Annotated in this window: 28 protein-coding genes and 2 tRNA genes; 8 read left to right on the top strand and 22 right to left on the bottom strand. The window is 63.6% G+C overall.

Annotated elements, in window-relative coordinates; genetic code table 11:
- Positions 1-49 precede the first annotated feature (49 nt).
- On the bottom strand, positions 50-691 hold the full coding sequence (gene thiE / locus ASE49_RS17395; RefSeq protein ID WP_056775562.1) for a thiamine phosphate synthase: 642 nt from the start codon (positions 689-691) through the stop codon (positions 50-52).
- 63 nt (positions 692-754) lie between these two features.
- On the opposite strand from thiE, the gene ASE49_RS17400 reads away from it, so the two are divergent.
- Positions 755-1,261 carry a hypothetical protein gene (locus ASE49_RS17400; RefSeq protein WP_235523049.1) on the top strand — a complete coding sequence of 169 codons (507 nt, stop codon included), beginning with the start codon at positions 755-757 and terminating at the stop codon, positions 1,259-1,261.
- 66 nt (positions 1,262-1,327) lie between these two features.
- Here the strand turns inward: ASE49_RS17400 and ASE49_RS17405 are convergent, their stop codons facing one another.
- The 6 genes from ASE49_RS17405 to tkt all read right to left on the bottom strand — a co-directional run bounded on the left by ASE49_RS17405 (position 1,328) and on the right by tkt (position 8,133).
- Positions 1,328-2,233, bottom strand: coding sequence for a fructose bisphosphate aldolase (locus tag ASE49_RS17405; protein WP_056775567.1), 906 nt, complete (start codon positions 2,231-2,233; stop codon positions 1,328-1,330).
- 75 nt (positions 2,234-2,308) lie between these two features.
- Complete coding sequence (locus ASE49_RS17410; protein WP_056775569.1) at positions 2,309-3,388, bottom strand: acyltransferase family protein; 1,080 nt, start codon at positions 3,386-3,388, stop codon at positions 2,309-2,311.
- Positions 3,389-3,435: 47 nt separating this feature from the next.
- The gene (locus tag ASE49_RS17415) at positions 3,436-4,635 is read right to left on the bottom strand and encodes a phosphoglycerate kinase (RefSeq protein WP_056775571.1); all 1,200 of its coding nucleotides are present in this window, start codon (positions 4,633-4,635) and stop codon (positions 3,436-3,438) included.
- A complete protein-coding gene (locus tag ASE49_RS17420) occupies positions 4,632-5,063 on the bottom strand; it encodes an MOSC domain-containing protein (RefSeq protein WP_082456563.1) in 432 nt (143 codons plus the stop codon). Before ASE49_RS17420 ends, ASE49_RS17415 begins: the two co-directional genes overlap by 4 nt.
- 59 nt (positions 5,064-5,122) lie before the next feature.
- Positions 5,123-6,130, bottom strand: a complete 1,008-nt coding sequence (gene gap, locus ASE49_RS17425) for a type I glyceraldehyde-3-phosphate dehydrogenase (protein WP_056775577.1) — start codon at positions 6,128-6,130, stop codon at positions 5,123-5,125.
- A 14-nt stretch (positions 6,131-6,144) separates the two neighbouring features.
- On the bottom strand, positions 6,145-8,133 hold the full coding sequence (gene tkt / locus ASE49_RS17430; protein ID WP_056775579.1) for a transketolase: 1,989 nt from the start codon (positions 8,131-8,133) through the stop codon (positions 6,145-6,147).
- A gap of 206 nt (positions 8,134-8,339) precedes the next feature.
- Between tkt and ASE49_RS17435 the strand changes: the two genes are divergently transcribed.
- The 4 genes from ASE49_RS17435 to ASE49_RS17450 all read left to right on the top strand — a co-directional run bounded on the left by ASE49_RS17435 (position 8,340) and on the right by ASE49_RS17450 (position 9,885).
- Positions 8,340-8,555, top strand: a complete 216-nt coding sequence (locus tag ASE49_RS17435; RefSeq protein ID WP_056775582.1) for a hypothetical protein — start codon at positions 8,340-8,342, stop codon at positions 8,553-8,555.
- Positions 8,555-8,863 carry a cell division protein ZapA gene (locus tag ASE49_RS17440; protein ID WP_056775585.1) on the top strand — a complete coding sequence of 103 codons (309 nt, stop codon included), beginning with the start codon at positions 8,555-8,557 and terminating at the stop codon, positions 8,861-8,863. The genes ASE49_RS17435 and ASE49_RS17440 overlap by 1 nt, the downstream gene beginning before the upstream one ends.
- A gap of 154 nt (positions 8,864-9,017) precedes the next feature.
- The gene (locus tag ASE49_RS17445; protein ID WP_056775588.1) at positions 9,018-9,632 is read left to right on the top strand and encodes a 5-formyltetrahydrofolate cyclo-ligase; all 615 of its coding nucleotides are present in this window, start codon (positions 9,018-9,020) and stop codon (positions 9,630-9,632) included.
- Between the two features lie 10 nt (positions 9,633-9,642).
- Positions 9,643-9,885, top strand: coding sequence for a DUF2842 domain-containing protein (locus ASE49_RS17450; RefSeq protein WP_056775590.1), 243 nt, complete (start codon positions 9,643-9,645; stop codon positions 9,883-9,885).
- 71 nt (positions 9,886-9,956) lie between these two features.
- On the opposite strand, the gene ASE49_RS17455 is transcribed toward ASE49_RS17450, so the two are convergent.
- The 7 genes from ASE49_RS17455 to rpmF form a co-directional block, all read right to left on the bottom strand.
- Positions 9,957-10,033 (bottom strand) — tRNA-Asp (locus tag ASE49_RS17455).
- Positions 10,034-10,119: 86 nt separating this feature from the next.
- Positions 10,120-10,196: transfer RNA gene (locus ASE49_RS17460), tRNA-Asp, on the bottom strand.
- 125 nt (positions 10,197-10,321) lie between these two features.
- Positions 10,322-10,741 carry a MerR family transcriptional regulator gene (locus ASE49_RS17465; RefSeq protein ID WP_056775593.1) on the bottom strand — a complete coding sequence of 140 codons (420 nt, stop codon included), beginning with the start codon at positions 10,739-10,741 and terminating at the stop codon, positions 10,322-10,324.
- 25 nt (positions 10,742-10,766) lie between these two features.
- On the bottom strand, positions 10,767-11,063 hold the full coding sequence (locus ASE49_RS17470; RefSeq protein WP_056775647.1) for an integration host factor subunit alpha: 297 nt from the start codon (positions 11,061-11,063) through the stop codon (positions 10,767-10,769).
- Between the two features lie 107 nt (positions 11,064-11,170).
- A complete protein-coding gene (locus ASE49_RS17475; RefSeq protein ID WP_056775598.1) occupies positions 11,171-12,142 on the bottom strand; it encodes a beta-ketoacyl-ACP synthase III in 972 nt (323 codons plus the stop codon).
- On the bottom strand, positions 12,142-13,203 hold the full coding sequence (gene plsX, locus ASE49_RS17480) for a phosphate acyltransferase PlsX (RefSeq protein ID WP_056775599.1): 1,062 nt from the start codon (positions 13,201-13,203) through the stop codon (positions 12,142-12,144). The genes ASE49_RS17475 and plsX overlap by 1 nt, the downstream gene beginning before the upstream one ends.
- Positions 13,204-13,237: 34 nt before the next feature.
- Complete coding sequence (gene rpmF, locus ASE49_RS17965; RefSeq protein ID WP_082456555.1) at positions 13,238-13,417, bottom strand: 50S ribosomal protein L32; 180 nt, start codon at positions 13,415-13,417, stop codon at positions 13,238-13,240.
- A gap of 160 nt (positions 13,418-13,577) precedes the next feature.
- Between rpmF and ASE49_RS17485 the strand changes: the two genes are divergently transcribed.
- A complete protein-coding gene (locus ASE49_RS17485) occupies positions 13,578-13,970 on the top strand; it encodes an MAPEG family protein (protein ID WP_056775600.1) in 393 nt (130 codons plus the stop codon).
- A gap of 5 nt (positions 13,971-13,975) precedes the next feature.
- Here the strand turns inward: ASE49_RS17485 and ASE49_RS17490 are convergent, their stop codons facing one another.
- Together ASE49_RS17490 and ASE49_RS17495 are read right to left on the bottom strand one after the other, a co-directional pair.
- Positions 13,976-14,665 (bottom strand): MBL fold metallo-hydrolase, encoded by a 690-nt coding sequence (locus ASE49_RS17490; protein WP_056775603.1) that lies wholly within the window; start codon positions 14,663-14,665, stop codon positions 13,976-13,978.
- Positions 14,666-14,712: 47 nt separating this feature from the next.
- A complete protein-coding gene (locus ASE49_RS17495) occupies positions 14,713-15,363 on the bottom strand; it encodes a S24 family peptidase (RefSeq protein WP_056775648.1) in 651 nt (216 codons plus the stop codon).
- 301 nt (positions 15,364-15,664) lie between these two features.
- Here ASE49_RS17495 and ASE49_RS17500 point away from each other — a divergent pair, with 301 nt between their 5' ends.
- A complete protein-coding gene (locus ASE49_RS17500) occupies positions 15,665-16,054 on the top strand; it encodes a hypothetical protein (RefSeq protein WP_235523050.1) in 390 nt (129 codons plus the stop codon).
- A 51-nt stretch (positions 16,055-16,105) separates the two neighbouring features.
- Here the strand turns inward: ASE49_RS17500 and ASE49_RS17505 are convergent, their stop codons facing one another.
- From ASE49_RS17505 to ASE49_RS17530, 6 genes are all read right to left on the bottom strand, one after another.
- Complete coding sequence (locus ASE49_RS17505) at positions 16,106-17,779, bottom strand: acetolactate synthase large subunit (protein WP_056775607.1); 1,674 nt, start codon at positions 17,777-17,779, stop codon at positions 16,106-16,108.
- 116 nt (positions 17,780-17,895) lie between these two features.
- Positions 17,896-18,834, bottom strand: a complete 939-nt coding sequence (locus tag ASE49_RS17510; protein ID WP_056775609.1) for a D-2-hydroxyacid dehydrogenase — start codon at positions 18,832-18,834, stop codon at positions 17,896-17,898.
- A gap of 30 nt (positions 18,835-18,864) precedes the next feature.
- Positions 18,865-20,316, bottom strand: coding sequence for a cysteine--tRNA ligase (gene cysS / locus ASE49_RS17515; RefSeq protein ID WP_056775612.1), 1,452 nt, complete (start codon positions 20,314-20,316; stop codon positions 18,865-18,867).
- Between the two features lie 67 nt (positions 20,317-20,383).
- Complete coding sequence (gene cobT / locus ASE49_RS17520) at positions 20,384-22,210, bottom strand: cobaltochelatase subunit CobT (protein WP_056775615.1); 1,827 nt, start codon at positions 22,208-22,210, stop codon at positions 20,384-20,386.
- Between the two features lie 84 nt (positions 22,211-22,294).
- Positions 22,295-22,945, bottom strand: coding sequence for a fructose-6-phosphate aldolase (gene fsa, locus ASE49_RS17525; RefSeq protein WP_056775617.1), 651 nt, complete (start codon positions 22,943-22,945; stop codon positions 22,295-22,297).
- Between the two features lie 124 nt (positions 22,946-23,069).
- Entirely contained in the window at positions 23,070-23,678 is a 609-nt protein-coding gene (locus ASE49_RS17530) for a DUF4197 family protein (RefSeq protein WP_235523051.1), read from the bottom strand.
- Between the two features lie 165 nt (positions 23,679-23,843).
- Between ASE49_RS17530 and ASE49_RS17535 the strand changes: the two genes are divergently transcribed.
- The gene (locus tag ASE49_RS17535) at positions 23,844-26,009 is read left to right on the top strand and encodes a primosomal protein N' (protein ID WP_056775619.1); all 2,166 of its coding nucleotides are present in this window, start codon (positions 23,844-23,846) and stop codon (positions 26,007-26,009) included.
- Positions 26,010-26,365: the final 356 nt, after the last annotated feature.

Consider the following 26,365-nt stretch of genomic DNA (forward strand, 5'->3'; position numbering starts at 1 on the left):
GGAATACCGCTCCGAACCTAACGTGCCGACGTGAGCGGCGGATTAACGCTCAGTCAGCGGCGAGAGCTTCATGAAACGCGCGTATCGCCGCCGCTTCGTCGCCGTTCCACACCGCGCCCGACACGGCGAGAAAATCCGCGCCTGCAATGGCCAGGTCCCGGCAGTTGGCGGGGGTGACCCCGCCGATCGCCACGCAGGGGATCTCGAATATGGATTGCCACCATTCCAGCAGATCCAGGCCTGCCACATGCTTGGTATCCTTGGTGGTGCTGGGAAAGAACGCGCCGAACGCCACATAGTCCGCCCCGGCGTCGCCTGCTTCCATCGCCAGATGCCGGCTGGCGTGGCAGGTTATCCCCACTTGCGTGTCGCGGCCCAGCGCCTGGCGGGCCTCTTCCACGGTGCCATCGCCCTGCCCCAGATGCACGCCATCTGCGCCCAGCCGCTTGGCCAGGCTGATGGAATCGTTGACGATGAAGGCAACGTCACGCTCGGCGCAGATGCGCTGCAACGGCTCCGCCAGCCGCGCGGCTTCGTGCTGGTCGATATCCTTGACGCGAAACTGGAACGCCGCAACCTCGCCGGCATCAAGCGCGCGGGCGAGACGGTCGGGAAAAGCGCCGCCCACGTCCAGCGGCGAGATCAGATACAGACGGGTCGGTTCGCGCGGAATGTCGTTTTGGTCGGTCATGGCGCTTCCTCTAGCCGGGCGGCGCGCGCAGGCCAAGCGTTCCGCGCGCATTCAGGTGCGAGCGTGTCTGTGACTTCCATGAAGATCATTGCCACGCTTGTCGCCGTGTCCGCCCTGGCCGGCTGCACGATCATCCCGGCCGCCGATCCGCCGCGGGGCGTTTCAGAGCCGTCTTATCCGCAGCCGACGGTCGGTGAAGCGCCGCTGCCCCCGTCTGACTCGACTGTGCGCAACGACGCCCCGCAAGGCGAGGCACCGCTCTTCTATGCCGCGCTGGGGCAGTCGGTGACGGTAGGCGGCCCGCGCATCACCCCGCTGGCGGTACTGGAAGACAGCCGCTGCCCGATGAACGCCCGCTGCGTATGGGCAGGGCAAGTGCGGCTGCGCGTTCGGCAGGATAGCGGGAGAGGCGGTGTGCTTGAACTGACCTCAGGCAAACCCGCGCATATCGCCGATGGCACGCTCGAACTGGTCGATATTCGCCCCGACAAGATGGCCGGTGCCAGCAATCAGGGCGCAATCGATCCGACCCGCTATCGGTTCGGCTTCCGCTTCACTGGCGGCTATTGAAGCACCCCAAACACGAAAGGCGGCACCCAGAGGGATGCCGCCTTCGCATTCACGGCGATACTGCGCTCAAACCGCGGCGGCGGTTTTCTGCGTCGAGCCCTTGTAGATCGCGTCGATCGCTTCGCCCAGTGCGGCGTCGAACTCCTCATCGCTCATCTGCGCGCGCAGGTCGGACAGAAGCGCGCGGCTGAAGCTGGCGATGATACCCTTGTTCTTCGCCAGCTCGGCGCAGGCTTCGGCCCGCGAATAGCCGCCTGAAAGCGCGACCACGCGCAGCACCTTGGGATGCTCCACCAGCGGATCAAACGTGCCCGGCACCACCGGCAGCGACAGCTTGAGCATGACCTGCTGGCCATCGGGCAGCGCGTCTAGATGCTTCAGGATCGATGCCAGCAGCAACGTGTCGCACGCAGCGCGCGTCTCGCTCTTGATGTTCACTTCGGGCTCGATAATCGGCATCATGCCGTGCGAGATGACCTGCGCGCCGATCTCGAACTGCTGCTTGACCACTGCCTCGATCCCCTCGGCATTGGCCGAATTGATCACCGAGCGTTCCTTGGTGCCGAACACGCCCAGATCCTTGGAACGCGACAGCAATTCGTCAAGCGTCGGCATCGGCTTCATCAGCTGCACGCCGTTGGCTTCGTCTTCGAGACCCTTGTCGATCTTGATGAACGGCACCACACCCTTGGCGATCAGCGCCTGCGGGGTTGGCACGCCGTTGACTTCGCCGTCCATCGTGCGCTCGAACAGGATCGCGCCCAGCACCTTCTTGCCGGTGAACACCGGCGACGAGATGATGCGCGCGCGCATCTCGTGGATCAGGCCGAACATTTCCTCGTCGTTCGACCAGGCGCCTTCCTGGATGCCGTAGCCCATCAACGCCTTGGGCGTCGATCCGCCGCTCTGGTCGAGCGCTGCGATAAATCCGTCTCCATCCGCCACTTTGGCGGTCATTTCCGAATGCTGCATGGTTTCTCCTCCTCAGTATTTCGGTAGCCGTTCGTGCCTACGCCGCGCCCCGATGGTTCGCAACGGCGGCGCGCTTCAACTTGGCAATCCTCGTGGCGGCACCGGCCTCGCGCCCGCGTGAAGCAGGACATTGAGACGGCGGCGCATCGGAATGTCCACCAGCCGCACGCACAGCCATCCCAGCAGCACGCAGCAGCCAAGATATACCGCCGCCATCACGACCGGGTTAAAATGCAAGTCGTCCTTGAAGTATCGCATCGGCTCCATCAGCGCCCAGTGCACGGCATAAACCGCGTACGATACTTCGCCCAGAAACCAGGCGAATGGCGCCAGGAGCCGCGAAGGCTCGCACCGCGCACCCAGCCACACAAGTCCCGGCGCGATCAGGAAACTGCACAGCAGGTCGTACCATGTAGCAGGAACAAACGCCGGATCAGCAAGCAGCACGGCGCCGATCGCACCCAGGCAGAACACCCCCAGCAGTCCCGCGTGGCGCACCTCCTTCACCGGCAGCCGCGCCAGCAGTACGCCTGCTGTGAACGACATGACGGTGCGGACCAGCGAGATCCAGGCCTGATCCCACACCGCACCCAGATTGCCGTCATCATGCGCGATGACAGCTGGCGCAAAGATGCAGGCTGCACCGATAGAAAGCGCCAGCAATCCTGCCCGTGGCAAGCGAAACAACACCAGCACCAGGAGCAGATTGGCGACGATCTCAAAAAACAACGACCACGCTGGCACGTTCATCGGAAACAGCGTGCGGGTGAGCGGCGATGGCAGCATCAGAAGATTGAACGGCAATGAACCGACGATCTTGCCGAAAGCATAGATGTCGCCCTTGCCCGTCCAGCGGTTGGATATGGCCGAAAGCGTGGTAACGACGATGCCGCAGAGGAACAGCGGATACAGCCGCACGATCCGCAGCTTCATGAACCGGCCGACGGTCAACCCGGCCTGCCATCGCGGCAGATACGTGCGGCACAGCACGAAGCCTGAGAGGGCAAAGAAAAAGTCCACCGCAACATAGCCGTGCGGGGCCTGGGTGATGTTGTAGTGAAACAGCGCGACAGCTAGCGCAGCGATGCCGCGCATGCCGTCCAGCGTCACGTAGCGGCCCTGCCAGGGCGGCGGCGCATGGTCAGTGTCAGTCATGCGCCCCTTCCCTTCAAGCCTGCCGGATATCTGCAGCGTGGTTCCGATCAGGCCGAGAGCGCTGCGACGCCTGGCAGTTCACGGCCTTCCATCCATTCCAGGAATGCCCCGCCAGCGGTTGAAATGTAAGTGAAATCTTGTGCCGCCCCGGCATGATTGAGCGCGGCGACCGTATCGCCTCCACCCGCTACCGATACCAGCGAACCTTCAACCGTCAGCGCTGCAGCCGTTCTGGCCAGCGCCACTGTGGCGGCATCAAACGGCTCCATCTCAAACGCGCCCAATGGACCGTTCCACACCAGCGTGCGGCAGGTCTTCAGCACGTCGCCCAGCGTTTCCGCAGCGCTCGGGCCGGCGTCCAGGATCATCTCGTCAGCGGCCACTTCGTGCACGTTGCAGGTGCGCAGGGACGGCGGGTTGGCCGCGAATTCCTTGGAGACGACGACGTCGTACGGCAAATGCACGGTGCAGCCGCACGCCTCGGCGGTCGCCAGAATGGCGTTTGCGGTCTCGGTCAGGTCATGTTCGCACAGTGATTTGCCCACATCCACGCCCTTGGCCGCCAGAAACGTGTTGGCCATGCCGCCGCCGATGATCAGATGATCAACCTGCTTCACCAGATGCGTAAGCACGTCCAGCTTGGAGGACACCTTCGCCCCGCCAACGACGGCGGCAACCGGCTTTTCCGGCGTGCCAAGCGCCTTTTCCAGCGCTTCCAGTTCCGCCTGCATCGAGCGCCCGGCATAAGCCGGAAGCACCCGCGCCAGGCCCTCGGTGGTGGCATGGGCGCGATGGGCGGCGGAAAATGCGTCGTTCACGTAAAAGTCCGCGTTGGCGGCCATCGCCTGTGCCAGTTCGGGGTCGTTCTTTTCCTCGCCCTTCCAGAACCGGGTATTCTCCAGGATCGCTATGTCGCCGGCGCGCAGGATGCCGATCGACTGGGCGACCACGGGCCCTGCGATTTCGGGCACGAACATCACTTCTTTGCCCAGCGTCTTCTCCACCGCGCCGACGACCATCGACAAGGACTGGGTGGATACCCGTTCGCCTTTGGGACGGCCGAAGTGCGCCAGCAGCAGCACTTTCGCGCCCTTTTCCGACAGTTCGAGGATGGTGGGCGCCGCCGCCCGGATGCGGGTATCGTCGGTGACGGCACCATCCTGCATCGGCAGGTTGAGATCGACGCGGACCAGGGCCACTTTGCCGGTCACATCGCCAAGATCGTCCAGGGTCTTGAAAGCGCTCATCTTTCGATCCTTATCTCATCACCCAGGGCGATATGCCCATCCTCCAGCACAGTCCCCAGCAAACCGCCCCGCCAGTCCGGCAACAGCGCGCCTTTGAGGCCTTGTGCCACGTCTTCCATGCGGCTGCACGGGTCGCATTCCATCGTGACGACGATGCGCAGCGAATGCCCGATCGCAATCACGTATCCCGTCTCTCGCGGGAATCGCAGACCTTCGACCAGCAGGTTAGCGCGCCGTGCGTGCCAAGCCGGCGTTTCGAACCCGAACAGCCCCCCGCAAATCTCGATTCCGGCAAGCGCTGCTTGCCAGCTTTCGATTTCCAGCAGCGAAATCTGTCGCCGACCTTTGCCGCCGGGTCGCACCACGCCGCGAAAATCCCCCTGGACTCCCGCAGCAGTGGTGACGGCGACGGACCGCAGTTCTTCCATCGGCGCACGCGACCGTTGCCGCCGCGCGATGCCGATCAGGCGGCCCGTCGCCATGCCCGTTAGAGCAGACCGCCCATGACGCCTGCGGTATCGATCATGCGGTTGGAGAAGCCCCACTCGTTGTCGTACCACGACAGCACGCGCACCAGCTTGCCTTCCAGCACCGAGGTTTCGAGGCTGTCGATGGTGGACGAGTGCGCATCGTGGTTGAAGTCGATCGAAACCAGCGGTTCGTCGGTATAGCCCAACACGCCCTTCAGTTCGCCTTCGGCAGCGGCCTTCAGCAGCGCATTGACTTCTTCGGTGGTGGTGTCGCGCTTGGGCACGAACGTCAGGTCAACGACCGACACGTTCGGCGTGGGCACGCGGATCGACGAACCGTCCAGCTTGCCCTTCAAGTCCGGCAGAACCAGGCCCACGGCCACGGCGGCGCCGGTGCTGGTAGGGATCATGTTCATCGCAGCGGCCCGGGCGCGGCGCGGATCGGAATGGATCTGGTCGAGGATCTTCTGGTCGTTGGTGTACGAGTGGATCGTCGTCATCAGACCGCGCTCGATGCCGATCTTTTCATGGAGCACCTTGGCGAACGGCGCCAGGCAGTTGGTGGTGCACGATGCGTTCGACACGACCAGATGCTCAGCTGAAAGCTTGTCATGGTTGACGCCGTAAACCACTGTGAGGTCCACGCCCTTGGCCGGAGCCGAGATCAGCACGCGCTTGGCGCCTGCCTCGATGTGCTTGGACGCGCTGGCCTTGTCGGTGAAGAAGCCGGTGCATTCCAGAACGATGTCGATGCCCTGCGCGGCGTGCGGCAGGTTGGCCGGATCGCGCTCTGCCGTCACCTTGATGCGCTTGCCGTCGACGACGAGATCGTCGCCATCGACTGCAACCGATCCGGCGTAAGGGCCATGAACGCTGTCACGCTGAAACAGGAGGGCGTTGGCCTTGGCGCTGGCAAGGTCGTTGATCGAAACGAGTTCGAGGTCGTGGTCCGTCCGCTCAAGAATGGCGCGGGCCACATTGCGCCCGATACGTCCGAAACCGTTGATCGCAACCTTGGTCGCCATATTCATCTCCTCCGTTAGGTGTTCAGCTTTTCCAGAATTTTCGGCACGATCGCCTCGACGGTAAAGCCGAATTTTTCAAACAGCGCCGGCGCCGGCGCCGATGCGCCGAACCGGTCCAGGCCGACATTCAGCCCGCCGCCTAGGCTGCCCGCGGTGTAGCGTTCCCAGCCATGCGTCACACCAGCCTCGATCGACACGCGCAGGATCGCGGGATCGTTGGGCAGAACGTCGCGCTGGTAAGCCTCGTCCTGCTGGGCGAACAGTTCCATGCACGGCATCGATACCACATCGGCGCCGATCCCCTGCGCCTGCAGCGCGTCACGCACCTTGACGGCCAGTTCGACTTCCGAGCCGGTTGCGATCAGGATCACCGTGCGCGTGCCTTCCGCGGCGCGCAGCGTGTAGGCCCCGCGCGCCGAAAGCATCTCGCCCGCGTTGCGCAGCTGCGGCAGGTTCTGGCGGGTCAGCGCCAGCACCGAAGGCGTTTCCCGCGCATTCAGCGCGATCTGCCAGCACTCCGCCGTCTCGATAACATCCGCGGGGCGGAACACGTTGAGATTGGGGATCAGCCGCAAGGACATGACATGCTCGACCGGCTGGTGGGTCGGGCCATCTTCGCCAAGGCCGATGCTGTCATGCGTCAGCACGTACACGACGCGGGCATGCTGCAAGGCAGACAGGCGGATCGCATTGCGGCAATAATCGGAAAAGATCAGGAACGTGCCGCCATACGGGATTACGCCGCCGTGCAGGGCCAGACCGTTCATTGCCGCCGCCATGCCGAACTCGCGAATGCCGTAATGGACGTAGCTGCCGGCATAGTTGTCAGGCGTGAAAGACTGCTGGCACTTCGCCTTGGTGTTATTCGAGCCTGTAAGGTCCGCCGATCCGCCGATCAGTTCGGGCACCAGCGGCGCCAGCACATTGAGCGCATTTTCCGAGGCTTTACGGGTAGCAAGCGTAGCGCTTTCGGCCAGCCACTTTTCGAAGGCCTGGGCGACGTCATCACCAGCGGGAAGCTGGCCGGCCATACGGCGCTCGAACTCGGCGCTGTGACTGCTGGCTGCAAGCCGTGCTTCCCATTCGCGGCGCTCTGCCGTGGCGCGCTTGCCGATCAGGTGCCAGTCGTCTGCGATGTCTTCAGGAATTTCGAAGGGCGCGGCGGTCCAGCCCAGGTTCTTGCGCGCAGCGGCGATCTCATCGGCGCCCAGCGGCGAGCCATGCACATCGTGGCTGCCCGCCTTGTTGGGCGCGCCCTGCCCGATCACGGTGCGGCAGGCGACCAGCGACGGCCTGTCCGACGCCGCCGCTTCGCCCAGCGCGCGCTCGATATCGGCAAAGTCGTGCCCATCGCACGCGAACACATCCCAGCCAGAGGCCCGATAGCGTGCGGCAATGTCTTCGGAGGTGGACAGCGCGGTATCACCGTCGATGGTGATGTGATTGTCGTCCCACAGCACCTTGAGACGGCCCAGCTTGAGCGTGCCGGCCAGCCCGATCGCTTCGTGGTTGACGCCTTCCATCAGGCATCCGTCACCAGCGATTACCCAGGTATGGTGATCGACCAGTTCGTCACCGAACGTGGCGTTGAGATGACGTTCGGCCATCGCCATGCCGACAGCCATCGCCAGGCCCTGACCCAGCGGGCCGGTGGTGCATTCCACCCCCTCGATCAGGAAATTCTCAGGATGCCCCGCGCACACCGAACCCAGCTGGCGGAAGGCGCGGATATCGTCCAGCGTCGGGCTGGCATAGCCGGTCAGGTGCAGCACCGAATACAGCAGCATCGAACCGTGCCCGGCGGACAGCACGAAACGGTCGCGGTCCGGCCATTGCGGCGCAGCCGGATCGAACTTGAGAAACTTCGAGAACAGCACCGTCGCCACGTCGGCCATGCCCATCGGCATTCCGGGGTGGCCGCTGTTAGCCGCCTGGACCGCGTCCATCGACAGCGCCCGGATGGCGTTTGCCATCGGCGCGAGACGGTCGGGTGCAAGTGTCATGAAAAACTCCGGGTAATGCGCGGACGGCTTGACGATTCGTCTTTTCGCGACCCCCTTTAGGCAGAGGGGGCGCGGCGTCAAGTTCACGACGGGATTGGTGACTGGCCAGTTCGTTTCACGGTGGTGCGAGCGCGACCCGCCAGTGACCTGTGAACAATAGGGCGCAAATGCTTGCAAGCTTGTGACAATGCGCGCAGGCCCGAGCAATGGAAAAGTCCGAAGTCCTGACCGCGCTCGACCGGATCGAGGCGGCCCTGTCGCGGATCGACGCGGTCCTGCCCACCCTGCTGGATCGCGCCGCCAGCGGGAAAACACCACAGCCGGTACAAGACCCGCAGCTCGCGCAGCGGCACGAAAATCTCAAGCGCAGCGTGGCGCAATCGCTGAGTGAACTCGATGATCTGCTGGCCGGGCGCGGGTAATGGGTAACGTCACATTCCCGATCGGTGGCCGTGATTTCATGCTGGCCTGTGCGGACGGCGAAGAAGCCCATGTGAAGGACCTGGCCGCCCTCATCCACGAAAAAGTCCTCGCCGCGGGTGCCCAGGGGCAGACGGAGGGACGGATGCTGCTGTTCGCCGCGCTGATGATGGCGGACGAACTGCACGACCTCAGGACCAGAGCCGCTCCCGCCGACGATGCCGGCGCTGTCGCCACCAGACTGGAAAAAATCGCCCGGTCCGTCGAAAGTTTGGCGCAACGGCTTGAGACTGACGCGGCAAAGGCCTAGATAGGGGATGACGGGATCTGCCCGGCACGTGCCGTTCGAACATCCCTGAGGCTATAAGCAAATCCATTGGGGGCTGTCCCTGCCCGGATCCTGGTCCGAAGCACATGGTTCCCACCTGACGTCAACGCGTCAGAGGATTTCTAGGAAACGACCCATGGTGGACCCGTCACCCCCCATTTCACCGGCCACTGCGCCATTCTCGGATGCCAAGGCTGCGCTGCGCCGGTCTTTCCGGCAATTGCGGGCCGAACATGTCGAGGGCCTGCCCGCAGGCTTGCGCGCGCTGATGCTGAACCGGCCGCCGGCTCCGGTGGCCGAGCAGATGCCGCAGGGCGCTGTGGTTGGACTTTATTATCCCACGGGTTTCGAAGCTTCTCCACTGGGCTGGGCGCGCTGGCTGTCGGAGAACGGCAGGCGGGTGGCGTTGCCGTTCTTCGATACGCGTGGCGGGCTCATGACGTTCCGGCTCTGGGACAACCCGTGGGACGATGATGCGCTGGAACCCGGCCCCTGGCGCGCGCTGCAGCCAAAACCGGACGCGGCTTTGGCGAACCCATCAGTGCTGGTCGTGCCGCTACTCGCGTTTACAAGCTCCGGACACAGGCTTGGCCAGGGCGGCGGCCATTATGACCGGTGGCTGGCCGCGCATCCCGATGCGGTAGCTATCGGTCTTGCCTGGGATTGCCAGTTGGCCGCCAACCTTCCCGTTGAAGCGCACGACCGGACGCTGGCGTCCGTCGTTACGCCTACGCGCATTTATCACGCCTGAGAGGACTGCAATGCGACAAGCGCCAACCCTGCGCATTCCTCTTGGCGTTCTTGGTCTGGTGTTCGCGCTGGGCGTCTATGCGATCGCCATCGCCAACATCGTGCCGTCGCTGATCGGGCGCTGGCCTGGGCTGGCGCAGATGCCGGTGTACTTGGTGCTGGGCATCGTGTGGATCATGCCGTTGCGCCGGTTCCTGATGTGGATGGAAACAGGCCGGTGGCGCATGCCCCGCGAAGATCAGCCGGTGAACTGACGTTGACATGAAAAAAGCCGGGACGAACCCGGCTTTTTCGTATCGCTGCTGGACCATTCCCGGATCGGAAATGGCGCGAGTGACGGGGCTCGAACCCGCGACCTCCGGCGTGACAGGCCGGCACTCTAACCAACTGAGCTACACCCGCGCAGCGATTGATGTGAAGCAGGAAAGCCCTGCTTCCGCCCGGTTTCCCGAGCGTTATGCGTCCTGTGTGAACAGGAAATTCCCAAGTGGCGCGAGTGACGGGGCTCGAACCCGCGACCTCCGGCGTGACAGGCCGGCACTCTAACCAACTGAGCTACACCCGCGTTCTTGCGGTTGCGTCCGCTTGGGAGCGCCGCCACTAAGCCAGCGCCAGTAGGCTGTCAACCGCCTTCCCGGAGCGCTTCGGATTTTTTCCCGGAGACCTCGCGGGGCAAGGGCAAAGGCGCCGTCAGGCAGCAGCCAGCGCGTCAGCCAGGCGGTCGCGTATCGCGGTCAACCGCGCCATCATATCGGCGCTGTCGGGGCTGCTGGAGCGATCCTCAGGCCGCGCTGCACCGACCCTGCTCGGAGCGGTCGGCGCTGCGTCAGCGATCGCCTTAGCCGCGCCGCGCAGTGTATAGCCGGCGCCATGCACCAGGCGATCGATCTCGCCGATCAGGGCCACGTCTTGCGGGCGATAGTAGCGACGATTACCGCTGCGCTTGATCGGCTGCAGGGCTGGAAACTGTTCTTCCCAATAGCGCAGCACATGCGCCTTGAGGCCAAACGCCTTGGATACCTCGCCGATCGTGCGCAGCGCATGCGGATCCTTGCCGTCGTCGAACAGCGTGTGCTCTACGTCGGTTAAAGGCGTTGGCGTGTCGGTCATGGCGGCCTTTCCATAGGCGATGCCGTTAGTTGGCCGCGATACGGTCCTTCAGCATCTGGCTGGCGCGAAACGTCATTACCCGGCGCGGGGTAATGGGCACTTCTACACCGGTTTTCGGGTTGCGCCCCACCCGCTCGCCCTTGTCACGCAGCAGAAACGTACCAAAGCCGGAAATCTTGACGTTTTCCCCGTTGCTGAGCGCTTGGCACATATGCTGGAGAATATCCTCCACCATCCCAAGCGATTCCGACCGGGAAATCCCAAGTTTGCGATGGATCGCTTCCGCGATCTCCGCCCTCGTCAATGTATCTATGGAGCGCATCTGACCCGCATCCCCTATATGCGCTGGAACGGCGATCATATTGGAAACGGTGCAGAAATCAATGGTGAGTTCAATAATGCACGTAAAAACTAGTAGGTATCTACCAATCAGATTCGGAGCAAACTTGCGCCCCAGGTGAACCCGCCGCCCATCGCTTCCAGCATGACCAGATCACCGCGCTTGATGCGCCCGTCACGAACGGCCTGATCCAGCGCCAGCGGCACGGATGCAGCGGACGTGTTGGCGTGCCGGTCAACCGTGACGATGACCTTTTCGGGTGGCAGGTTCAGCTTCCGGGCCGTGGCATCCAGAATGCGGGCATTGGCCTGATGTGGCACCAGCCAGTCAAGATCATCCGAAGAAAAGCCAGCTTCGCCAAGCACTTCGCGTAACACCTCGGCCAGATTGACAACGGCGTGGCGGAACACCTCGCGGCCCTTCATGCGCAGCTTACCCACGGTGCCAGTGGTGGACGGGCCCCCGTCGACGAACAGCAACTGGTTGTGTGCGCCATCGGCATGCAGGCGCGTTGCGAGAATGCCGCGCTGGAGATCGCCTTCCTGCTCCTGCGCTTCCAGCACGATGGCGCCGGCGCCGTCCCCGAACAGGACGCAGGTACCGCGATCTTCCCAGTCGAGGATGCGACTGAACGTTTCCGCGCCGATCACCAGCGCCCGTTTCGCCATGCCGGTGCGCAGCATCGAATCGGCGACGCCCACGGCATACAGGAACCCGGAACACACAGCCGCCACGTCGAACGCGATGCCGCCGGCCCGGCAACCCAGCGCGCTTTGCACGATCGTCGCGCTGGCGGGAAAGGTCTGGTCAGGGGTAGCGGTGGCCAGCACGATAAGGTCGATCGACGCGGCATCGATGCCGGCCGCGTCCAGAGCGTGGCGCCCCGCATTGGTTGCCAGCGTTGCGGTCGTCTCGTCCGCTTCGGCGATGTGGCGATTGCGAATGCCGGTCCGCTCGACGATCCATTCGTCGGTGGTGTTCACGCGCTGCGCGAGGTCGGCGTTGCTCACCGCCGTGCGCGGCAGCGCCGAGCCGGTTCCGATCAGGACGGAGCGTAACATCAGGCGCGCTCTTCCTGGACGTTAGGCATGCGCCAGGCCGCGCCGCCAAGGCGGGCAAGGTCAGCGGAAATACGCTCGGTCACGTTAGCCTCAAGAAGTCGCGCGGTGACGGCCACGGCATTGGCGACGCCGGCCGCGTTGGCATTGCCGTGGCTTTTGACGACAATGCCGTTCAGCCCCAGAAAAACCGCGCCGTTATGGTTGTTCGGGTCCAGGTGATGCTTGAGCAGTTCGGTCGCCGGCTTGGAGATCAGGAACCCGATCTTGGAGCGCAGCGAACTGGTGAAACCGCGCCGCAGCAGGTCCGCCACGAACCGTGCCGTGCCCTCCACTGCCTTGAGGGCGATGTTGCCGGAAAACCCGTCCGTCACCACCACGTCGATGTCGCCGCGGCAGATCTTGTCCGCTTCGGTGAAGCCATCGAACGACATCGAAAGGTCAGCCGCCGCGCCCTTGAGGATCGCCGCCGCTTCGCGCAGTTCGTCCGTGCCCTTGATCTCTTCGCTGCCGATGTTGAGCAGCCGCACGCGGGGCTGTTCGTGCCCGGACGCAACGCGCGCATAGGCCGCGCCCATGATTGCGAACTGCACCAGGTTGCGGCTGTCGCACTCTGTATTGGCGCCAAGGTCGAGCATGACGACATCGTTGTCGCCAAGCGTGGGCAGTAATGCCGCCAGCGCGGGTCGGTCGATACCGGGCAGCGTGCGTAGCGACACCTTGGCGATCGCCATCAGCGCGCCAGTGTTGCCGGCGCTGACTGCTGCGCCCGCGTCTCCCGCTTTGACGGCCTCGATGGCGCGGCCCATGGACGTGCCCTTAGCCCGGCGAAGCGCCTGGCTGGGCTTGTCCTCGCCGCTGATGACACCATCGCTGTGCAGGATTTCGGAGCTGGCCCGCAAGTTGGGGTGATTGTCGAGCGCGGCCTTGATCCGCGCTTCGTCACCCACCAGCAGGAACTTGAATCGGTCATGCTGGCGGCGCGCAAGCGCGGCGCCCTCGATCATGACGCGCACGCCCTCGTCGCCACCCATCGCGTCAACGGCGATACGTGGCAAGCTCATGGGCACTCTCCGAATGTGTTACGCGTGCCTGGTATCAGGCTTCTACGGCGACGATCTCACGGCCGTTGTAGTGGCCGCATGCGTTGCACAGGTTGTGCGGACGCTTGAGTTCGCCGCAGTTACCACACTCATGGAATGCAGCGACGGTCAGCGAGTCATGGCTACGGCGCATGCCGCGGCGAGACGGGGAGGTTTTTCTTTTAGGGACAGCCATTTCGGCACCTGTTCCTGGAATACGTTTGGGTCAAAAACGCCGCCGATGACCGGTGAAGGACACGGCGGCTTGCGAAGGCGCGCCTATACCCCATTTGTCGCGAGTTGCAACCCGTTACTCCGTGCGTCATGACCCCGCGCACACTTAGGAGCGAAACCGGATGATTCTGCAAACGACCTTGAGCCTGGCTGCAGCTGCGGCAGTGCTGAACTTCTGGCTGGGGTTGCGCATCGCCAAGGTGCGCATGAGCGAAAAGATCCTCCACGGCGATGGGGAAAACGCCGTGCTGTTGCGCCGGATGCGTGCCCAGGCCAACTACGTAGAGAATACGCCCTTCATCCTGATCCTGATCGCCGTGATCGAAATGTCTGGCAAAGGTGGACAATGGCTGGCCATTGCCGGCGCGATCTACCTGCTGGCCCGCATCGCTCACGCTTTCGGCATGGATCTTGAGAAGCCATCGGCCCTGCGTGCCGGCGGATTTATTGTCACGGTATTGGCGTTGCTGGGGCTGTCAGGCGTGGCGGTACTGATTGCGCTTGGCCGACTGTAAGGATTTCAGACTGGCAATCCGCGCCCGATCGCCTCATCGCTGACATACGGATTGGTCCGCCGTTCCTGCCCGAACGTACTGATCGGGCCGTGGCCGGGCACGAACGTCACATCATCACCCAGCGGCCAGAGCTTACGGGTAATGGAATTCACCAGATCCTCAAGATTGCCACGCGGAAAGTCCCAGCGGCCAATCCCGCCCTTGAACAGCACATCGCCGACCATGGCGAAACGGCTGGGGGTGTGATGGAAGATGACGTGCCCCGGCGTGTGGCCTGGACAATGCACAACGTCCAACACAAGGTTGCCGACGGTGATCGTGTCGCCGTCTTCCAGCCAGCGGTCAGGCTCGAAGGTGTGCGCTTCCATGTTCCAGCGCGGCCCATCGTCAGTCAACTGCGCGATCCAGAACCGGTCTTCCTCGTGCGGTCCCTCGATCGGCACGCCCATCTCCTTGGCGAGCACGCCGGCCTGGCCGCAATGGTCCAGATGTCCGTGGGTGACGAGGATCTTTTCCAGGGTGACGCCGCTTTTCTCCAGTGCCTGCCGCAGCTTGGGCAAGTCTCCGCCCGGATCGACCAAAGCCCCGCGCATCGTTTTGGTGCACCATAGCAGGGAACAGTTCTGCTGGAGCGGCGTGACGGGAAGGATGCCCACACGCATGGGCTTGCTTTGCGGTTCGCTGGTTTGCGTCATCGCTCCCAAATGGCTGCACGGACGGGCGAATGCAACCGGCAGGACGATCAGATCCGGCCGCCCTTCCAGACCACCCGGCCAATGACTTCAACATCGGCCGCAGCGATCTCGACCGGCGGATAAGCCGGGTTGTCGCTGATGAGCATGAGCGTGCCGGGCCGCGATGTGTCCAGCCGCTTGACGAGCAAACTGTCGCCCAGCCGCACCACGTGGATGCCGTCACGCCATGTTCGGGGCACCCGGTCCACCAGGATTTCATCGCCGTGGCGCAACGTGGGCTCCATCGAATCGCCGGCTACCACGATCGTGGACAACCTGTCGGGCTGGAGCCCCATCGCGCGCAGCCAGCGCCAGGAAAAACGGATGGAATCGAACACTAGTTCACCGTCAGGCTCCGCCCCCGGTCCGGCAGAGGCGCCAACTGCCAGTCGCGGAATATCAATCCATGGCGCGGACCCAGATTGCTTCGATTTGGTGTAGGAATTATCCTGCACCTTCCCCAGCTCGTACTCGTCCACGCCAAAGAACCGCGCCAGCATGCCACGGTCCCCTTCCTCAAGCTTGCGAGGGCTCCCCTTGCGTACGAACTGCTGGAGATAACTGGGGTTTTTCCCCAACATTTGGGATAGCCTGGACAAGCTGACCTGATGGGCGTCGGCCAGTTCGAGCAGCCTGCTGCGGTGCGCGTCAATTTCCATATTGTAATCCATAGGCGTAGGAAATTTCCTAGACAAGTAGGATTTCGACGGGAACACATGCTGAACGTGCGGTCAACGTCGCCACTTTCCAAGAAAGGACCTCCCTGGATGCTTTTACGTCGCATTGAACGCTTTTTGCGCGATACGGAAATGCCATGGACCAAGTTCGGCAGGCTCGCTGCACAGGACCCGCGATTCGTCGCAGACCTGCGCAACGGGCGCATGCCACGCGAGGAGACGACCGCCAGGGTCGATCATTTCATGTCCGCATATCGCGACGGTCAAAGTGCAGGAACCTGCCATGCCCGCTAAAGCCCTGCTGCAAACGACGCCTTCCCTCGCATCGCCCCTTCCCGTCATGTTGCGTCGGCACCCCCGAAGCACGCCTTGGCTGAGAGTGCTGCGCGAGGTTCTGCAACTGGCCGGACCACAAGCCCAGTTTCAGCGTCACGGTGAACGACCCTGGCTGAGCGCCACGTTTTCCGGCGCCCGGCACGCCATGGTGCTGGCCTTTGACGGTCTCGAAGCGATCACGGACGGCGAAACGTTCATCGCTGCATTGCCCGATCACGAATTCACAGTGCCGCGCCATCTGGTTGCCGACGCGGTCGTCACGGCGATGGAGCACATCGTGCTGCCCGCCCCGCGCCTCACGGTCGAGATCGAATTGCTGGTTCTGGAAGAGGCCTGACCCTCGCGCGCGGCGTCCGGGACGCTAATCCCTGACGCCGCCTGCCGGCAATCACAAGGCCCGGGACAGTTCCTTGATCTCGGTGTTCAGAATGTGGTCGTTTTCGGAGTAGTCTACCGGGCAGTCGATCAGATGAACGCCGGGCGTATCCCGGCAATGGGCGAGCAGTTCCGCCAGGTGCGACGCGCTTTCCACCCGATAGCCATTGGCGCCATAAGCCTTCGCATACTGCACGAAATCGGGATTGCCATACGTCAACCCGAAGTCGGCAAAGCCCATGTTGGCCTGCTTCCACCGGATCATGCCGTAGGCATTGTCGTTCAGGATCAGCACCGTCAGGTTCAGGCCCAAGCGCACCGCCGTTTCCATTTCCTGGCTGTTCATCATGAACCCGCCGTCGCCGCACACCGCCAGCACCTTGCGATCCGGGTACACCATCGCGCTCGCCATGGCCGACGGCAGCCCCGCGCCCATGGTCGCCAGCGCATTGTCGAGCAGGACGGTGTTCGGTTTGCGTGCACAGTACCCGCGCGCGAACCACAGTTTGTACACGCCGTTGTCCAGGCACACGATACCGTCATCGGGCATGCAATCGCGCACCTGCTGGACGGCGTGGGGCGGGAATATCGGGAACCGCTGATCGGCTGCAAGGCGCGCGGTGTGTTCCACCTCCGCCGCGCGATAGCCCAGCATCGCATCGAAGTTCCAGAAGGGCGACGCAGTCACCGCCTCCTTCATCTGCCACACCGCGTTGGCGATATCGCCGATGACCTCGATATGCGGAAAGTAGACCGGATCGACTTCCGCCGTCTTGGTAGAGACGTGGATGACCACGCGATCGGGCCGCTCGCCATCGTTGTGCATAAAGAAAGGCGGCTTTTCGATCACATCGTGGCCGATATTGATGATGCAATCCGCATGCTCGATCGCACGGTGCACGAAATCGCCAGAGGACAGCGCCGCGCAGCCCAGGAACCGGGGATGGTCTTCGTCGATCACGCCCTTGCCAAGCTGGGTGGTGAGGAACGGAATGCCGGTCTTCTCGACGAACTCGCCCAGCATCTTGCTGGTCATCTTGCGGTTGGCACCGGCACCGATCACCAGCAACGGCCGCTTGGCGGCATGTAGGGCATCCACCGCCTGCACGATGGATTTGGCGTCGGCAGCGGGGCGGCGAACCAAAGAGCGGGCAATAGGCTGCGAATCGGTGCGCTCTTCGGCGATGTCCTCGGGCAGTTCGATATGCGTGGCGCCCGGCTTTTCCTCCTCGGCCAGACGGAACGCTTCGCGCACGCGGCTGGGTATGTTGTCCGAGGAGGCCATCTGATGCGCGTACTTGGTGATGGGGTGCATCATCGAGACCACGTCGAGAATCTGGAAACGGCCCTGCTTCGATTTTTTGATCGGCTTTTGCCCGGTGATCATCAGCATCGGCATGCCACCCAGCGTGGCATACGCTGCCGCCGTGACCAGGTTGGTCGCCCCTGGCCCCAGAGTGGACAGGCACACGCCGGCCTTCCCCGTATGCCGACCGTATGTGGCGGCCATAAAACCCGCCCCCTGCTCGTGCCGCGTCAGGATGAGTTTGATCTGGCTGGATCGTGACAGCGAATCGAGGAAGTCCAGGTTCTCCTCACCCGGAACGCCGAACACATATTCGACGCCTTCCTGCTCCAGGCACGCGATGAATACGTCGGAAGCCTTGCGCTTATTGCCGTCAGCCATGATCCCGTCCCCTTATGCCACGCGCCATCCTTCGAGGCTTAGGCGTTTTCACAGCCGCAATGCCCTGATGAATACGATAGCCCGTTGCCAAGCGTGTCGGCAACGGCGACGATCGCTTAATAACCGGCGGAAAGATCCACGGTGTGCTCCAACGGCGCGCCAGACATAAACCGCTCCAGATTGCCCAGGAATCGCGCCGCGCCACGCGCAAACAAAGCATCCTGCGCACGGCCGGAAAGGTGCATCGAGATATGCACGTTGTCGCGCGACCAAAGCGGATGCTCGGGCGGCAGCGGTTCGGGCGTGGTCACGTCCAGGAAAGCGCCGCCAAGATGGCCACTGTCGATCGCATCCAGCAGCGCGTCCTGATCGATTACGGTGCCCCGCGCGAAATTGAGGAGCACGCTCCCGCGCTTCATGGCGGCGAATTGCGCGGCGCCGAACATGCCGGCAGTTTGCGGCGTGGAGGGCACGATCAGGATCACCCAGTCGAACCGGGCCAGCGCGCCCTGCCATTCGTTCTGCCCCAGTTCTCCGGGCTGAGAGTGTTTGCGGGCTAAGGTGACCACCGCACCGAACACGCGCAGCAGTTCGGCGATGCGGCTGCCGATCTCCCCCGCCCCGATCACCAGCACCTGCGCGCCCAGCAGTTCACGCGTACCCGGCGGCTGGCTCAGCCATTCGTACCGGTCCTGCGCGCGAACGACGGTGCGCCAGCCCTTGGCCATCGTCAGCATGCCCATCACCGCGAACTCGGCAACGCTCTGCGCATGAATGCCCGAGCCGTTGGTGAGCGTTACCCCGCGCGCGCGAAACAGATCCAGCGGCAGACTGTCCACGCCCGATGACATGGCGCAATACCAGGCAAGGTTGGGCATCGCACTTACCGCTTCGCGCGCGTTCGCAGCGCCGATCATGTCTAGCCATGCGATGTCGGCCCGCGGGGCAATACGCATCAGGTCTTGCTGGTCGGCGAACCACAGCGGCTCCAGCCCGGCAGGCAGCTTGCCTTCAAGCCACGGGCGAGCATCGGCATTCAGAACGGCAACGGTCATCGCAAACTCCGGCGGTGAAACTTGCGGCGATCAGCCCGGCTTCCATTCCCAGCCGAGCGGATCGCCATCCATCACTTCAACGCCTTGGGCGGCAAGCTGTTCGCGCAAAGCATCCGACGTGGCAAAATCCTTGTCGGCGCGCGCCTGCTTGCGGCGCTGGAGAATGTCTTCGATCTCCGCTTCCTCAAGCAGCACGGACTTGGGCCGCATGCGCAAGTCGACGCGCCGGGTGCCGAACAGGTCAAGCCCCAGTACGGCGTCCATGCGCCCGATAACGGCGCGCTTGGCGCCCGCATCCACCTTCTTCGCCGCCAACACATCTTCCAGCGCAGTAAGCGCGACAGCCGTGTTGAGATCCTCGGCAATCGCCGTCTCGAACGTTTCGAGCATCGGGGCGAGCTTGGGGTGCACGCCCTCTCCAGGCGGCGTATCGGCAAGGCGTTCGGTCACGATGATCATGCGCTTGAGGCGAACCAGCGCGGCTGCCAGGCCTTCCCAGCTGAACTCCAACTCGCTGCGATAATGCGCCTGCAGGCACATCATGCGGTAGGCGAGCGGGTGAAAGCCCTTGTCGATCAATAGCTGCAAGCGCAGGAACTCGCCCGAAGACTTGCTCATTTTGCCGGAGCGTTCGACCAGAAAATTATTGTGCATCCACACCTTGGCGCCGGAATTTGCAGGCGTGTCGAGACCATTGGTGCAGCAGAAAGCCTGGTTCTGCGCGATCTCGTTGGGATGATGGATTTCCCGGTGATCAATGCCGCCAGTGTGGATATCGAACGGAAAGCCCAGCAGGTCGCCGCTCATCACCGAGCATTCCAGATGCCATCCCGGCGCCCCGCGCCCCCACGGCGAATCCCATTCCATCTGGCGGGTCTCGCCCGGCGGGGTCTTGCGCCAGATCGCGAAGTCAGCGGCGTTGCGCTTGCCCGCAACCGCCTCAATGCGCCCTTCCCCCTCGTCCGTCACGGCGCGCGCGAGGCGGCCGTAATCGGACACGGTGGACACATCGAAATACAGGCCGCTATCCAGTTCGTAGCAGTGCCGGTCTGCAATCTTTTGAGCAAATTCAATCATCTGTGGCACATACTTCGTAGCGACAGACCATTGCGCCGGCTGCCGGATGTTCAGCGCCGATATATCGGCCCAGTACGCTTGCGTGTAATGATCGGCGATCTCCCAGATGGATTGCGCCTGCGCGCGTGCTATCCTTTCCATCTTGTCCTCGCCCGTGTCGGCATCGTCCGTCAGATGGCCGACATCGGTGATGTTGATCACATGCGTGAGCGCATAGCCCTGGTGCGTCAGCACGCGGCCCAGCACGTCTGCGAATATGTAGGCACGCATGTTGCCGATGTGGGGGTAATTGTAGACCGTCGGCCCGCAGGTATAGACGCGCGCTTCGCCGGTATGGACGGGCTCGAACGGTTCGAGCTGGCGGGTCAGGCTGTTGAACAGCACAAGGCGTGGCGCGTCAGTCATGCGGGCGGCATAAGCAGGGGAGCGATGCAGTCAAGCGCCGTGCGCGCACAGCCGCGGGCAGCCGCGCTCAGCCGCGTCCCTCTTCTTCGAACAATCCGGCCAGCTGCTCGATCATCGTTCCGCCAAGCTGTTCGGCGTCCATGATCGTCACCGCGCGGCGATAGTACCGCGTCACATCGTGGCCAATGCCGATGGCGACCAGTTGCACCGGAGACTTGCTCTCGATCCACTCGATCACCCGGCGCAGATGCGCTTCGAGATACCCGGCGGAATTCACCGACAAAGTGGAATCGTCCACCGGCGCACCGTCGGAAATCACCATCAGGATGCGGCGATCCTCCTGCCTGGCCAGCATCCGGTTATGCGCCCACAGCAGCGCCTCACCGTCGATATTTTCCTTGAGCAGACCTTCACGCATCATCAGGCCAAGGTTCTTGCGCGCACGCCGCCAGGGCTCGTCCGCCTTCTTGTAAATGATATGGCGCAAATCGTTGAGGCGACCGGGCTGCGCAGGCTTGCCGCCCGCCAGCCACGCCTCACGGCTCTGGCCGCCTTTCCACGCACGCGTGGTGAAGCCCAGGATTTCCACCTTGACGCCGCAACGCTCCAGCGTGCGGGCCAGCACGTCGGCGCTGATCGCGGCGATGGAAATGGGGCGCCCGCGCATCGAGCCCGAATTGTCGAGCAGCAGGGTGACGACGGTGTCCTTGAACTCCACATCGCGTTCGATCTTGTAGGAGAGCGACTGGCCGGGCGATACCACCACGCGCGCCAGTCTGGCGGCATCCAGCAGCCCCTCCTCCTGGTCGAAATCCCAGGAGCGGTTCTGCTGGGCCATCAACCGGCGTTGCAGGCGGTTTGCCAGCCGGGTGACGATGCCCTGCAGACCTTTGAGCTGCGCGTCCAGATAGGCCCGCAGCCGGGTCAGCTCCTCCTCGTCGCACAAGTCGTTGGCGGCCACCACTTCGTCGAAGGCTTCGGTGAAAACCTTGTAATCGAAGCTGTCAGGGATGTCGGTCCACGGGCGGTTGGGACGCACTGGCAACATGCCATCGTCACCCTCCTGGCCTTCCTCGCCCTCCTGCATGTCGTCCGAGGTTTCGCCGTCAGCCTCGCTGTCGCCCTCGTCCTGACCCTGGGAAGGTTCAGCGGCCATTTCCGCAGGCTGCTGCTGGTCCTGCCCCTGCTCGCCGCCGTCTTCCTGCTCCTCGGTTTCCTCATCGCCGTCCATGTCGTCGGCGTCGTCAGGATCCTGCGGCAGTTCCTCGGTGCGGGTGAGTTCAAGGTGCTGGAGCATGTCGAGCGAGAGCGCCTGAAACGCCTGCTGGTCGTCCAGCGATTGCGCCAGCGCGTCGAAATCCGCGCCCGCCTTGCGCTCGATCCAGTTGCGCACCATCGCAACGCCCGCGCGGGCCGCCTCGGGAATTTCCTGGCCTGTCAGCCTTTCGCGCAGCAGCAGCGCCAAAGCGGCGGGCACGGGCACGGCGTCAGGCGTTTCGGCCTTGGTGATCGGGTCTGTACCAATGCGGGTGAGGAGTGCGGCATCCAGATTGCCGCGCATCCCCGCATAAGCATTCGCGCCGATCGCCTCATAGCGCACCATCTCGATCGCATCGAAGGCGGAGCGGGCGGTGGGCTCGGACGGCGCGCGGCGCATGTGCAGCCGCTCGTCATGATGGCGCAGCTTCAGGGCGAAACTGTCGGCAAAGCCGCGCGCCTGGCTGGCCTGATTGGCCGGGATGCTGCGGCTAGGCATGGGCACGCGAAACGTGTTGCCGGTGGAGCTGGGTGCGTCGGAAGTCCAGTTGACCTCGACCTCCTTGTCCTGCGCGATAGCGCGAGACGTGCCGGCCAGCACGGATTTGAAGCGGTCTGCGGGAGATTCGTCGGACATGACTGGCGATTAGCGCATCGTGGCGGCAGGCTCAAACGGGGATGGCGCGATCGTGCGATCCCCGTTTGAGCCTGCATCGTCCATTCAGATCGACTGGCCGGTCTTGGCCCAGTCCGCCAGGAAGCCTTCGATCCCCTTTTCGGTCAGCACGTGCTTGAACAGGCCCTTGATGACGGCCGGCGGCGCGGTCATCACATCGGCGCCGATACGCGCGGCTTCCAGCACATGGATCGAATGGCGCACGGACGCGACCAGAATTTCGGTTTCAAAGGCATAATTGTCGAAAATCAAACGGATATCGCGAATAAGGTCCATCCCGTCGAACCCGTTATCGTCGTGGCGACCGACAAACGGCGAGACGAACGTGGCGCCGGCCTTGGCGGCGAGCAGCGCCTGGTTTGCCGAGAAGCACAGCGTGACGTTCACCATCGAACCATCCCCGGTCAGCTTGCGGCAGGTCTTGAGGCCATCAATGGTGAGCGGCACTTTGATGCACACGTTGTCCGCAATCTTGCGCAGGATTTCGGCCTCCCGCATCATGCCTTTATGGTCGAGCGCGACGACCTCGGCGCTGACCGGGCCATCCACGATACCGCAGATCTCCTTCGTGACTTCCATGAAGTCGCGGCCAGACTTGGCGATCAGCGATGGATTGGTGGTCACCCCGTCAAGCAGGCCGGCATCCGCCAGCTCCTTGATGTCAGCAATTTCAGCGGTATCGGCGAAAAACTTCATGGCGGATCGCTCCTTGTAGCCGGCAGGATGTGCGTTTGCGAATCTTGCCCCGCCTATAGGCAAGCCCGCCGGGCACGGCCAGCGCTGGGTTGCCGGCCATCGATCCGACAACCCGTGCGTAACATCAGCTGGCGGGGACCGCCTGCAATGCAGCGGTAAGTGCGGGGTCGTTGGTGCTGGCCGGATCCTTGCGGATGGCCGCTTCCTCCGCGCCGATCTCGTACCAGATGGCGTTGTCCGCATCCAGGGCGAGCGCATGCGCCGCATCGGTGATCGTCACGCCCTTGAGCGCCGCCACGGCAGAGGAGACGACCGGGTCCTTTTCCTCCTGCATGAGGCGGGTCAGTTCCGGGATCATCGCATTGACCAGGGACGAGGCCATCGTCGTGCGCAAAAGCGTAGTGGCCGCCGTGTTGCCGCCACGCAGAACCGCCGAACCGTCCGTAACTTTCAGGGCCCGCACAGACTGGTAGACAAGCGGCGCCGCAGCGCGCGCGCCGCCTTCGGCGAAATTGTTCAGTTTGTGCTGCAGGCTTTCACGGAAAAGATTTGATTTCAGGAGCTTTTCTGCGCCGGAGCCGGGGCGCGCGAAAAGCACCGGCAAATTGATGCGCGCTACCGTACTGTCCCAGAAACCGTCCGGCTGAGTCAGCTTGGCGAACGCGCGCTGGCTAGCGAGCATTAGCAGGCGGTCAACAGCGTCTGCCTGTCCGCCGGCGCCAGTACGCGGCATTCCCATCGTGGTGCACCCCGGCAAAGCCAGCGATCCAGCCACCAGCATACTCAGCAATACGGCCCTGCGCCCGAACGCATTTGTATGCAGTTTCGGCATCTGCCCCCGATATTCCATCGCCACCTCCTTCACGACCCTGTTCAAGCGCGCCTATATGCACGCCACATGCAACGCGTCCGACTCCTCGTCTTCAACGCCGCTCTTGGCGTCCTCGACTATCGCGTCCCGGCAGGGATGACGATCGAATTCGGATCGATCGTCGTTGCTCCCTTAGGCCCGCGCCAGATACTCGGCATCGTCTGGGAGCCCCAACGCCTGAACACGCAGGAAGTGCCTGACGCGAAATTGCGCAGCGTGCTGGAAGTGATGCCGGTGCCGCCGATCGCCGAAAAGCTGCGCCGTTTGATCGAATGGACCGCCGAATACTACTGCGCGCCGCTATCCTCGGTTGCCCGCATGGCGCTAGGCAGCATCTCCGCGCTGCGCGGCGGCGGCACGGCCACGGAATACCGCCTGACCGGCGCAGAGCCTTCCCGGCTGACACCGCAGCGCGCTGCAGCGCTCGATGCCCTTCAGGGCGAGCAGGGGTCCATCCGCGAACTGGCAGAGCTTGCCGGCGTTTCCGACGGGGTGCTGCGCGGGATGGTCAATGCCGGGCTGCTCGAACCGGTAACGGTAGACCTGCACAAGCCGTATCCCCCCGCCCTGCCGGACTTCGCGCAGCCGCGCCTCAACGTTGATCAGCAAGAGGCTGCGGACATGTTCGTGGAGGCGGTACGCGAAAGGCAGTTCGCCCCGTTCCTGCTGGACGGTGTGACCGGCTCGGGCAAGACGGAATGCTATTTCGAAGGCATGGCCCAGGCCTTGCGGCAAGGGCGGCAGGTGCTGGTGCTGCTACCGGAAATCGCGCTGACCGAAAACTTCCTGCGCCGCTTCGAGCATCGCTTCGGCGTGCCGCCGCTGCTGTGGCATTCCTCGCTCAAATCCAGCGAGCGGCGGCGGGCATGGCGGGCTATCGTGATGGGCGATGCGCAAGTGGTGGTCGGTGCCCGTTCGGCGCTGTTCCTGCCGTATGCCGACCTTGGCCTGATCGTGGTGGACGAGGCGCACGAAGTCTCGTTCAAGCAGGATGACGGGGTGCGGTACAACGCGCGCGACGTGGCGGTGATGCGCGCCAAGTTCGAAAGCATTCCCGTCGTGCTGGCAAGCGCCACCCCGGCGCTGGAATCAATGCAGCTGGCCGAGGCCGGCGTCTATCGCAAGATCGAACTGCCCGCGCGCTTTGGCGGCGCGCAACTGCCCGACATCACGATCCTGGACTTGCGCGAACAGGCGCCGGAACGCGGGCGCTGGCTGGCCCCGCGCCTGGTCGATGCGATGAAGGAACGGCTGGCCAAGGGAGAGCAGTCCCTTCTGTTCCTCAACCGGCGTGGCTATGCGCCGCTCACGCTGTGCCGGCACTGCGGCTATCGCTTTCAGTGCCCCAACTGCACCGCGTGGCTGGTGGAACACCGCTTCAGCCGCCGGCTGGCGTGCCATCACTGCGGCCACGAAACGCCGGTGCCCGATGCCTGTCCGGACTGCGGGACGGGCGATTGCCTCGTCGCCTGCGGCCCGGGGGTGGAGCGGATCGCGGACGAAGTGGCGGAAATCCTGCCCGAGGCGCGCACCGCACTGGTCACGTCGGACACGATGAACACGCCCGCCGCGATCGGCGAGTTCGTGGCGATGGCCGAGGGCCGCGCAATAGACATCATCATCGGCACGCAGCTGGTGACCAAGGGCTATCACTTCCCTGAACTGACGCTGGTAGGGGTGGTGGATGCCGACCTGGGCCTTGAAGGCGGAGACTTGCGCGCGGGCGAGCGCACCTATCAGCAGATCGCGCAAGTCGCGGGTCGTGCCGGTCGCGGCGAGAAGCCGGGCGAGGTGATGATCCAGACCCGCCACCCCGAAGCCGCCGTGATCGCCGCGTTGGCTGACGGCGACCGCGATGCGTTCTACGCCGCCGAAACCGAAGCGCGCCGCGATGCGGGCGCCCCGCCGTTCGGGCGCTGGGCGGCGATCATCGTCAGCTCCGAGGACCAGGCCGAGGCGCTGGCGGCGGCCCGCGCGATCGGCGGCACCGCGCCGGACCTGCCGGACATGCTGGTGCTCGGCCCCGCCCCCGCGCCGATGGCGCTGCTGCGCGGCCGCCACCGCTTCCGCCTGCTGATCAATGCACGCCGCTCCGCCGAATTGCAGAAGACCTTGCGGGCATGGCTGGAGCCGCTGCAATTCCCGCGCGGCGTGCGGGTGAACATCGACATCGATCCGTATAGTTTCGTGTAAGAGGGCGCGGGACAAGCCCATCTGCGACCTGAGTTTGGGCACGCCGGTCGGTCGAGACAATGGCTCAATTTTGGTGAAAGCCGACGCCGAAAGCCATAGCCTTATTCAGACAATCAAAAGGAGGAAGTGGTGACGCGTGACAGACGGCTCATGATCGCGTTGGTCCTATTCTTTGTTGCCCTAATCGCTGGGGTCATTCAGGCATGGATCATTCGTCTCTACCTCACCGCAGCCGTCATGAGAGGAGAGTACTAGGGTCCGGACTCATTAGAGCCACCATATGACGAAGGCGGCGATGGCGATGGTTGCCATGAAGGTCTTGATGTTGCGGTCAAACCTGGTGGCTACGCGGCGCC

Source organism: Novosphingobium sp. Leaf2 (assembly GCF_001421325.1).
Taxonomy (GTDB): domain Bacteria; phylum Pseudomonadota; class Alphaproteobacteria; order Sphingomonadales; family Sphingomonadaceae; genus Novosphingobium.

Coding starts and splice junctions, on each gene's coding strand:
- thiE (WP_056775562.1), bottom strand. CDS start 691: ATGACCGACCAAAACGACATTCCGCGCGAACCGACCCGTCTGTATCTG.
- ASE49_RS17405 (WP_056775567.1), bottom strand. CDS start 2,233: ATGCAGCATTCGGAAATGACCGCCAAAGTGGCGGATGGAGACGGATTT.
- ASE49_RS17410 (WP_056775569.1), bottom strand. CDS start 3,388: ATGACTGACACTGACCATGCGCCGCCGCCCTGGCAGGGCCGCTACGTG.
- ASE49_RS17415 (WP_056775571.1), bottom strand. CDS start 4,635: ATGAGCGCTTTCAAGACCCTGGACGATCTTGGCGATGTGACCGGCAAA.
- ASE49_RS17420 (WP_082456563.1), bottom strand. CDS start 5,063: ATGGAAGAACTGCGGTCCGTCGCCGTCACCACTGCTGCGGGAGTCCAG.
- gap (WP_056775577.1), bottom strand. CDS start 6,130: ATGGCGACCAAGGTTGCGATCAACGGTTTCGGACGTATCGGGCGCAAT.
- tkt (WP_056775579.1), bottom strand. CDS start 8,133: ATGACACTTGCACCCGACCGTCTCGCGCCGATGGCAAACGCCATCCGG.
- ASE49_RS17435 (WP_056775582.1), top strand. CDS start 8,340: ATGGAAAAGTCCGAAGTCCTGACCGCGCTCGACCGGATCGAGGCGGCC.
- ASE49_RS17440 (WP_056775585.1), top strand. CDS start 8,555: ATGGGTAACGTCACATTCCCGATCGGTGGCCGTGATTTCATGCTGGCC.
- ASE49_RS17445 (WP_056775588.1), top strand. CDS start 9,018: ATGGTGGACCCGTCACCCCCCATTTCACCGGCCACTGCGCCATTCTCG.
- ASE49_RS17450 (WP_056775590.1), top strand. CDS start 9,643: ATGCGACAAGCGCCAACCCTGCGCATTCCTCTTGGCGTTCTTGGTCTG.
- ASE49_RS17465 (WP_056775593.1), bottom strand. CDS start 10,741: ATGACCGACACGCCAACGCCTTTAACCGACGTAGAGCACACGCTGTTC.
- ASE49_RS17470 (WP_056775647.1), bottom strand. CDS start 11,063: ATGCGCTCCATAGATACATTGACGAGGGCGGAGATCGCGGAAGCGATC.
- ASE49_RS17475 (WP_056775598.1), bottom strand. CDS start 12,142: ATGTTACGCTCCGTCCTGATCGGAACCGGCTCGGCGCTGCCGCGCACG.
- plsX (WP_056775599.1), bottom strand. CDS start 13,203: ATGAGCTTGCCACGTATCGCCGTTGACGCGATGGGTGGCGACGAGGGC.
- rpmF (WP_082456555.1), bottom strand. CDS start 13,417: ATGGCTGTCCCTAAAAGAAAAACCTCCCCGTCTCGCCGCGGCATGCGC.
- ASE49_RS17485 (WP_056775600.1), top strand. CDS start 13,578: ATGATTCTGCAAACGACCTTGAGCCTGGCTGCAGCTGCGGCAGTGCTG.
- ASE49_RS17490 (WP_056775603.1), bottom strand. CDS start 14,665: ATGACGCAAACCAGCGAACCGCAAAGCAAGCCCATGCGTGTGGGCATC.
- ASE49_RS17495 (WP_056775648.1), bottom strand. CDS start 15,363: ATGGAAATTGACGCGCACCGCAGCAGGCTGCTCGAACTGGCCGACGCC.
- ASE49_RS17500 (WP_235523050.1), top strand. CDS start 15,665: ATGCCCGCTAAAGCCCTGCTGCAAACGACGCCTTCCCTCGCATCGCCC.
- ASE49_RS17505 (WP_056775607.1), bottom strand. CDS start 17,779: ATGGCTGACGGCAATAAGCGCAAGGCTTCCGACGTATTCATCGCGTGC.
- ASE49_RS17510 (WP_056775609.1), bottom strand. CDS start 18,834: ATGACCGTTGCCGTTCTGAATGCCGATGCTCGCCCGTGGCTTGAAGGC.
- cysS (WP_056775612.1), bottom strand. CDS start 20,316: ATGACTGACGCGCCACGCCTTGTGCTGTTCAACAGCCTGACCCGCCAG.
- cobT (WP_056775615.1), bottom strand. CDS start 22,210: ATGTCCGACGAATCTCCCGCAGACCGCTTCAAATCCGTGCTGGCCGGC.
- fsa (WP_056775617.1), bottom strand. CDS start 22,945: ATGAAGTTTTTCGCCGATACCGCTGAAATTGCTGACATCAAGGAGCTG.
- ASE49_RS17530 (WP_235523051.1), bottom strand. CDS start 23,678: ATGCCGCGTACTGGCGCCGGCGGACAGGCAGACGCTGTTGACCGCCTG.
- ASE49_RS17535 (WP_056775619.1), top strand. CDS start 23,844: ATGCAACGCGTCCGACTCCTCGTCTTCAACGCCGCTCTTGGCGTCCTC.